6 protein-coding genes are annotated in these 7779 nt (G+C 69.5%); 4 read left to right on the forward strand and 2 right to left on the reverse strand.

Going from position 1 to position 7779, the window contains the following annotated elements; all coding sequences use genetic code 11:
- Nucleotides 1-23: 23 nt before the first annotated feature.
- Complete coding sequence (locus ACWD3I_RS37770) at nucleotides 24-1172, reverse strand: glycoside hydrolase family 53 protein (protein ID WP_365394068.1); 1149 nt, start codon at nucleotides 1170-1172, stop codon at nucleotides 24-26.
- A gap of 43 nt (nucleotides 1173-1215) precedes the next feature.
- A complete protein-coding gene (locus ACWD3I_RS37775) occupies nucleotides 1216-3204 on the reverse strand; it encodes a beta-galactosidase (RefSeq protein WP_365394069.1) in 1989 nt (662 codons plus the stop codon).
- Between the two features lie 284 nt (nucleotides 3205-3488).
- On the opposite strand from ACWD3I_RS37775, the gene ACWD3I_RS37780 reads away from it, so the two are divergent.
- The 4 genes from ACWD3I_RS37780 (at nucleotide 3489) to ACWD3I_RS37795 (ending at nucleotide 7688) form a co-directional block, all read left to right on the forward strand.
- Nucleotides 3489-4829, forward strand: a complete 1341-nt coding sequence (locus ACWD3I_RS37780) for an ABC transporter substrate-binding protein (RefSeq protein ID WP_365394070.1) — start codon at nucleotides 3489-3491, stop codon at nucleotides 4827-4829.
- Nucleotides 4826-5824, forward strand: coding sequence for a carbohydrate ABC transporter permease (locus tag ACWD3I_RS37785; RefSeq protein ID WP_365394071.1), 999 nt, complete (start codon nucleotides 4826-4828; stop codon nucleotides 5822-5824). The genes ACWD3I_RS37780 and ACWD3I_RS37785 overlap by 4 nt, the downstream gene beginning before the upstream one ends.
- Complete coding sequence (locus ACWD3I_RS37790) at nucleotides 5821-6672, forward strand: carbohydrate ABC transporter permease (protein WP_365394072.1); 852 nt, start codon at nucleotides 5821-5823, stop codon at nucleotides 6670-6672. Before ACWD3I_RS37785 ends, ACWD3I_RS37790 begins: the two co-directional genes overlap by 4 nt.
- Nucleotides 6673-6875: 203 nt before the next feature.
- Nucleotides 6876-7688 (forward strand): HAD family hydrolase, encoded by an 813-nt coding sequence (locus tag ACWD3I_RS37795; protein WP_365394073.1) that lies wholly within the window; start codon nucleotides 6876-6878, stop codon nucleotides 7686-7688.
- The last annotated feature ends 91 nt before the right edge of the window (nucleotides 7689-7779 follow it).

Consider the following 7779-nt stretch of genomic DNA (forward strand, 5'->3'; position numbering starts at 1 on the left):
GACGGAACACGGACAAAGGGGAGTTACGACCGGTAGCGGCCCAGCGTCCGCAGCCCCGGCAGCGCCTTGTCCTCGAAGTCGAACAGCGCCAGGTTCTCCCAGGCGTTGCCCGATCCCGGGTCCTGCGGGTTCCAGCCGCTGCCCGCGCGGTAGGTCCACACGCCTTCCCAGTAGCAGTAGCCGAGGCCCTGTCCACCGGGGACGGCGGCGGTGAGGTCGGCGACCGCGCGCAGCCAGGCGGCCTGGCCCTCGGGGGTGGCGGGGAAGCCGGGGGTCAGCTGCGAGGGGCTGTTGAGGATGTCGTTGATGCCGTCCTCACTGCCCAGCGTGAACGGGTACGCGGTCTCGGCGATCACGACCGGCTTGCCGTAACGGGCGGTGAGATCGGCGAAGTTGGCGGCGGCGGTCTCCAGGGTGCCGTGCCAGAACGGGTAGTACGACTGGGCGATGATGTCGAAGTCGAGGCCGTAGGACACCGCGGTGTCGAACCACCAGCGGGACGTGCCGTTGTCGCCGCCCGAGGCGATGTGCAACATCGTGCGGATACGCGGCGAGGTGTCGCGGGCGGCGCTCAGACCGGACTTCAGCAGGGCGGCCAGGTTCCCCCAACCTCCGCCGTCGCTGCCCCAGTTCTTGCCCTCGGGCCAGAGCATGCCGCCGTTGATCTCGTTGCCGACCTGGACGAGGTCGGCCGGGGTGCCCTGCCGCTTCAGGGCGCCGAGCACGTCGGCCGTGTGGTCGTAGACGGCCCGCGTCAGACCCGTGATGTCCAGGTCCGCCCACGCGGCCGGCTTCGTCTGGTGCGCCGGGTCGGCCCAGGTGTCGGAGTAGTGGAAGTCGACCCAGATGCCGATGCCGGCCCGTCTCAGCCGGCGGGCGAGCGGCAGAACGCGGGCCTTGTTGTTGTAGCCGTCGACCGGGTTCACCCAGACCTTCAGACGGGCGTGGGTGATCCCCGCGTGGGCGAGGAGACGGACCGGGTCCTCGCGGCGGCCGTCGGCGGTGCGGTACACCGCGCCGTGGTCCTCGTTCTTGGGCAGCGAGGAGATGTCCATGGCCCGGATGTCCAGCCCACGACGACCGCCCGTGGAGGCGGCCGCGGGTGCCGCCCCCAGCACGGGAACGGCCAGCGCGGCGGCTCCCGCAGCGGTGAGAACACTGCGTCTGCGCATGTTCGGTTCCTTTCAAAGTGATCAAGTCGAAGTGGTCGAGAAATCAGCGCGGCTCGCGGAACACCTCGACCGCGCCGGCCGGCACGGCGGCCTGACCGCCGCCCGGCAGGACGACCTTCACCTCGCCGCCGGTGTGGTTGACGGCGAAGCGGTACGTCCCCGACTCGCCCTCCCGTAAGACGAGTTCGACGTCCCGGGGCAGAGCGGCGGGCGTGATGCCGGCGTCCGTGAGGGCCAGGTCCACGACCGCCGCAAGGCCCTCGCCGGTCAGCCGGGTCGCCAGGTACCAGGCCACGCCGTCGCCGAGCGCGCGCCGGGTGAGCGCCGGCCGTCCCGCCGTACGCCCGTCGGCGAAGACGGCGACCGTCTCGCAGCCCTCGCCCGGGACGACGTACTCGGACCACAGGTCGGCCTCGTACGCCTCCCCTCGCACCGTCCGTACGGTGATCCGCTCGCCCGGCAGCAGGGGGTCGAACTCCTCGACGGTCAGCCCGAGTACGTCCCGCAGCGCGCCGGGATGCGCCCCGGGGTGCACCGCGTCGTGCTCGTCGGCGATGCCGGAGAAGAACGAGACGAGCAGGGTGCCGCCGCGCGAGACATACCGGTCGAGGTCCGCGGCGATTCCCGCACGGACCGAGTACAGCTGGGGCACGACGAGCAGCGGATACCGCGCCGGGTCGAGCCCGGCCACCCCCTGAGGCGGAAAGAAGTCCACCGTCAGGTGCCGGTCGTACAAGGCCTCGTAGAACGCGTCCAGCCGCTCCCGCGCGTCCAAATCCGCGCTCGGCCGCCACTCCAGGTTCTGCGCCCACCAGGACTCCCACGACCAGACCATGGCCACGTCCGCGCGGGTGCGGCTGCCGCGCAGATCCGCCAGCTCGCCTACACGGGAGCCGAGTTCGACGACCTCCCGCCAGACCCGCGTCGTCGTCCCGCCGTGCGGGAGCATCGCCGAGTGGAACTTCTCGGCGCCCCACCGGGACTGCCGCCACTGGAAGAACATCGCGCCCTCGGAGCCGCGCGCCACATGGGCGAGGGAGTTGCGGGCCATCTGACCGGGCTCCTTGGCCGGGTTGTGGGGCTGCCAGTTGACGGCCGAGGTGGAGTGTTCGAGGAGCAGCCACGGGTTGCCGCCGGCCAGCGAGCGGGTCAGGTCGGCGGCGAGGGCGAGGTTGACGTGGGTGCGGCGGCCGTCGGTGATCAGATAGTGGTCGTTGGTGACGAGGTCGACCTCGCGGGCCCAGGCCCAGTAGTCGACCGAGGAGCACTGGCTCGGCGCGACCATGAAGTTGGTGGTGACCGGGACGCCGGGGGAGAGACGGTGCAGGATGTCCCGCTCGGCGGTGAAGTTGGCGCGTGCCTGGGCGTCGGCGAAGCGCCGGAAGTCCAGTTGCTGGGCGGGGCTGGTGACGGTGGGCGTGGCCCGGGGCACCCCGATCTCGTCCCAGGCGCCGTACTGCTGGCCCCAGAAGGCCGTGCCCCAGGCCTGGTTGAGGGCGCCGAGGGTGCCGTAGCGGTCCATCAGCCAGTGCCGGAAGGCCACCGCGCAGGTGTCGCAGAAACAGCTCATCACCGGGGCGCCGTACTCGTTGTGGACGTGCCACAGCGCGACCGCCGGATGACGGCCGTACCGCTCGCCCAGCCGCGAGGCGATGTCCTCCGCGGCCGCCCGATAGTGAGGGTTCGAGTGGCAGATCGCCCCGCGTGACCCGAACGCCAGCCGCACCCCCTCCCGCGTCACCGGCAGCGCCTCCGGATGAGCGCGGTAGAACCATGCGGGCGGTACGACGGTCGGGGTCGCCAGGGCCACGCCGATGCCGGCCGAGTCGAGCATGCCGATGATCCGGTCCAGCCACGCGAAGTCGTAGTCCCCGCGCCGGGGTTCCATCCGCGCCCAGGCGAAGACGCCGAGCGAGACGAGCGTGACACCGGCCTCCCGCATCAGCCGCACGTCCTCCTCCCACACCTCCTCCGGCCACTGCTCAGGGTTGTAGTCACCCCCGAAAGCGAGCGGCTGACCGTCGTACGGCATGGGTGGACTCCCAGGGGATCGGCAAGGAGACGCCTCGATATCTGTGATCGTGCACAACATCGAGAGCGCCGGACATCCGCGAGCAACAAGTAGGTAACCCGACGTCCCCTCCATTGACAAGGGGTTGAAACGCTTCTCTACTGTGCACGATCACAGAGCCGCGCGGCCCTCGCGCACAGCCCCTCGGCCACGTGACCGGCAGCCCCAGCGCCATTCCCCACGGGAGCTGCCACGCACGCGGGACACCCCGGAGCGGGCTCGTTCTGAAGTCAGGGGAGACGAAGATGGCGATTCAGCACCGCCGGATCAGCAGGCGCACCATGCTCGCCGGGGCCGCGGCCCTCGGCCTCACCGGGAGCCTCGCCGCGTGCGGTGGTTCCGACGACGACTCCGGCAACGACGACTCCGAGAACAGCAAGCCGGTCAAGCTGACCTACTGGTCCTGGGCGCCCAACATGGAGAAGGTCGCCGCGATCTGGAACAAGAAGAACCCGAACATCACGGTCACCGTCTCCAAGCAGGCCGCCGGCGGCGAGATCGTCGCCAAGCTGATCACCGCGAAGAAGGCGGGCAACGCCCCCGACCTCATCCAGGCCGAGTACCAGTCCCTGCCGACCCTGGTCTCCAACGACGTGCTCGCCGACATCGCCGAGTACGCCGGTGACGCCAAGTCCGAGTTCACCGAGGGACTTTGGGGCATGGTCACGCTCGGCACCGACGCGGTCTACGCGATCCCGCAGGACTCCGGGCCGCTGATGTTCTACTACCGCGAGGACCTCTTCAAGCAGCACGGACTCAGCGTCCCGAAGACGTGGACGGAGTTCGCGGAGACGGCCCGAGCCGCCAGGAAGGCTCTCCCCGACGCCTACCTGACCACCTTCTCCTCCAACGACCCCGGTCTGTTCGCCGGGTTGGCCCAGCAGGCCGGCGCCAAGTGGTGGACCGTCGACGGCGGCGGCCGGTGGACCGTGGGCATCGACGACGCCGCCACCCGGCAGGTCACCGAGTTCTGGGGCGGCCTGGTCCAGGAGGGCGTCATCGACAACCAGCCGATGTACACCCCGGCCTGGAACAACGCCCTCAACAAGGGCACCCACATCGGCTGGGTCTCCGCCGTGTGGGCACCCGGCGTGCTGGTCTCCTCCGCCCCCGACACCAAGGGCAAGTGGCGGATGGCCCCGCTGCCGCAGTGGAAGACGGGCGACAACGTCACCGGCAGCTGGGGCGGTTCCTCCACGGCCGTCTCCACCGACTCCAAGCACGCCGAGGCCGCGGCGAAGTTCGCGCGCTGGATCAACACCGACCCGGAGGCGCTGGCCGCCCTGGTCAAGGAGGTCGCGATCTACCCGGCCGCCACCAAGGGCCAGTCCGGGTCGATCCTGACGACCCCCGAGTTCTTCCCCAACCAGCCCGACTTCTACGACACCGCCGCCGAGATCGCCGCCGCCACGGCCGCCTCCGCCTGGGGCCCCAACGTCACGATCGCCTACACCACCTTCAACGACGCCTTCGGCAAGGCCACCAAGGCGAAGAAGGAGGACCGGTTCCTGACCGCCCTGACCACCATGCAGTCGAAGACCTTCGACGACATGAAGAAGCAGGGCTTCAAGGTGGCCGAGGCATGACCAGCGCCCCGCTCAAGGGCTCCGACCGCACCCCGGTCGGGCCCTTGGCGGACGGCACCGGCCCCGGCGAGCCCGCCCGACCCGGCCGCACCGCGCGCCGCCGCGGCCGCAGCGCGCCGTACTGGTTCCTGATGCCGACACTGGTGCTGTTCGCCGCCTTCACCGTCGTCCCCATCGGCTACGCGATCTGGCTGAGCCTGCACAAGGTCCGGGTCAAGGGCATGGGCCTCGGTAAGGGCGCCCGCGAACAGGTCTGGAACGGCATCGCCAACTACACCGCTGTGTTCGAGAACTCCGAGTTCGGCCACAGCGTGCTGCGCGCCTTCGGCTACGGCCTCATCGTCATACCGACCATGCTGGGGCTGGCGTTGGTCTTCGCGTTGATGCTGGACACCCCGAAGGCCCGCAGTGCCCCCTTCGCCCGCTTGATGATCTTCCTGCCGTACGCCGTCCCCGGCATCATCGCGGCCCTGATGTGGGGCTTCCTCTACCTCCCGGACGTCAGCCCCTTCTACTACCTGCTCCGCAAGTTCGACCTGCCCCAGCCCGACCTCTTCGACGGCGGCAACCTCTACCTCTCCTTCGCCAACATCGCGGTCTGGGGCGGCACGGGCTTCAACATGATCGTCATCTACACCGCGCTCAGGGCGATCCCGCAGGAGATCTACGAGGCCGCCCGTATCGACGGCGCGTCCAACCTCAAGATCGCCCTGCGCCTGAAGATCCCGATCGTCATGCCCTCGCTGGTCCTGACCTTCTTCTTCTCGGTGATCGCCACCCTCCAGGTCTTCACCGAGCCCATGGCCCTACGGCCCCTGACCAACGGACTGCCCACCGACTGGAGCCCGTTGATGGCCATCTACGACAGCGCCTTCCGCCAGTCCGACATCTACGGCGCCTCCGCCACCGCGGTCGTGCTGGCCCTGGCGACGTTCGTCGTCTCCTTCGCGCTGTTGCGCGTCGCCGACCGCTACACCAGGGAGGACCAGCGATGACAACTCCCGTGGCGCGCATCCGGCGTACCGCCTGGGTCCCCACCCTGGTACTGATCCTCGGCGCCCTCTACTGCCTGGTCCCGATCGCCTGGGTGGTCGTCGCGGCGACGAAGAACCGCGCCGAACTCTTCTCCACCTTCACCTTCGCCCCCGGCACCGGCTTCCTCGACAACATCAGCGAGCTCACCACCTACCGCGACGGAATCTACTGGCGCTGGATGCTCAACTCCGCCTTCTACGCGGGCCTCGGCGCCCTGCTCTCCGCCGCGGTCTCCGCCGCCGGCGGCTACGCGCTCGGCCGGTTCGCCTTCCGCGGCCGGGAGGCGATCTTCAAGATGATCCTGGCCGGCGTCCTGGTCCCGGGCATCGTCCTCGCCGTACCGCAGTACCTGCTGCTCTCCGAACTGGGCCTCGCCGACTCGTACTGGTCGATGCTGCTGCCGTCGATCCTCTCCCCGTACGGCGTCTATCTGGTCCGTATCTACGCGGCCGCGTCGGTGCCCGCCGAGCTGATGGAGGCGGCCCGCATGGACGGGGCGAGCGAGTGGCGGATCTTCTCCCGGGTCGCGGTGCCGATGATGATCCCGGGCCTGATCACGGTGTTCCTCTTCCAGTTCGTCGGCATCTGGAACAACTTCCTGCTGCCGTACGTCATGTTGGCCGACGACGAGAAGTTCCCGATCACCCTCGGCCTCTACACGCTCCTCGCCCAGGGCGCCTCGCAGCCCGCCCTCTACACCCTGGTCATCACCGGCTGTCTGCTGGCGGTCCTCCCGCTGATCGCGCTCTTCCTGGTGATCCAGCGCTTCTGGTCGCTGGACCTGCTGAGCGGCTCGATCAAATCCTGACGGCCCACGCGAACGGGCGCCGCGGACCACCGGGTACGTCGTCAACCGCCATGCCCGCAGGCTGAGTACGGGACGCTCGGACGGAACTGGTGGTGCGAGATTCCACTTGAGCGTCGAACCGGAGCCGACGTCAACGGATGTGAAGGGTGCAGCCGTCCGGTTCGCGTCGAGTCGATGGGGGTTTCCATCCGTATTCTCTGATCATGGCCGCACCCACCGCATATTCACTCGTCGCCACTGACCTGGACGGAACCCTGCTCCGGGGCGACGACACGCTCTCCGACCGTTCGCTCGCCGCACTCGCGCGGGTGGCGGAGGCCGGGGCCCGGCATCTGGTGGTGACCGGCCGGCCGGCCCCGAGAGTGCGGCCGCTCCTCGACGACCTCGGCAGCACGGGGCTCGCGGTGTGCGGGCAGGGCGCGCAGGTGTACGACGCCGGCGCGGACCGTCTGCTGTGGTCGGTGACCCTGGACCGGGAGTTGGCCGAGACCGCGCTCGGCAAGATCGAGGCCGAGGTCGGCCAGGTCTACGCCGCCGTCGACCAGGACGGCGTCGACGGTCTCACGCTCATCGAGCCGGGGTATCTGATGCCGCACCCCACCCTCCCCGCCGTACGGGTCGACCGCCGCGACGACCTGTGGTGCGAGCCCATCAGCAAGGTCCTGCTCCGCCATCCCGCCCTGTCCGACGACGAGTTGGCGGCGACGGCCCGCGGAGTCGTCGGTTCCCTCGCGACGGTGACGATGTCGGGCCCCGGCACCGTCGAACTCCAGCCATGCGGCATCACCAAGGCGACGGGCCTCGCCCTGGCCGCCGACCACCTCGGCCTCGGCCCCGAACAGACCATCGCCTTCGGCGACATGCCCAACGACATCCCCATGTTCGACTGGGCGGCCCACGGTGTCGCCATGGCCAACGCCCACCCCGAACTCAAGGCGGTGGCCGACGAGGTGACCTTGTCGAACGAGGACGACGGCATCGCCGTCGTCCTCGAAAGACTCTTCCGACAGGCCTAGGGCCTGTGTGACGTTGTGATCAGCCAGTTGCCTTCAGCAGGTCGTTGATCCAGATCATCGAGGCACGGAGGTGGAGGCCGGCGAGGTAGCT

This window comes from Streptomyces sp. NPDC002817, from assembly GCF_053592055.1.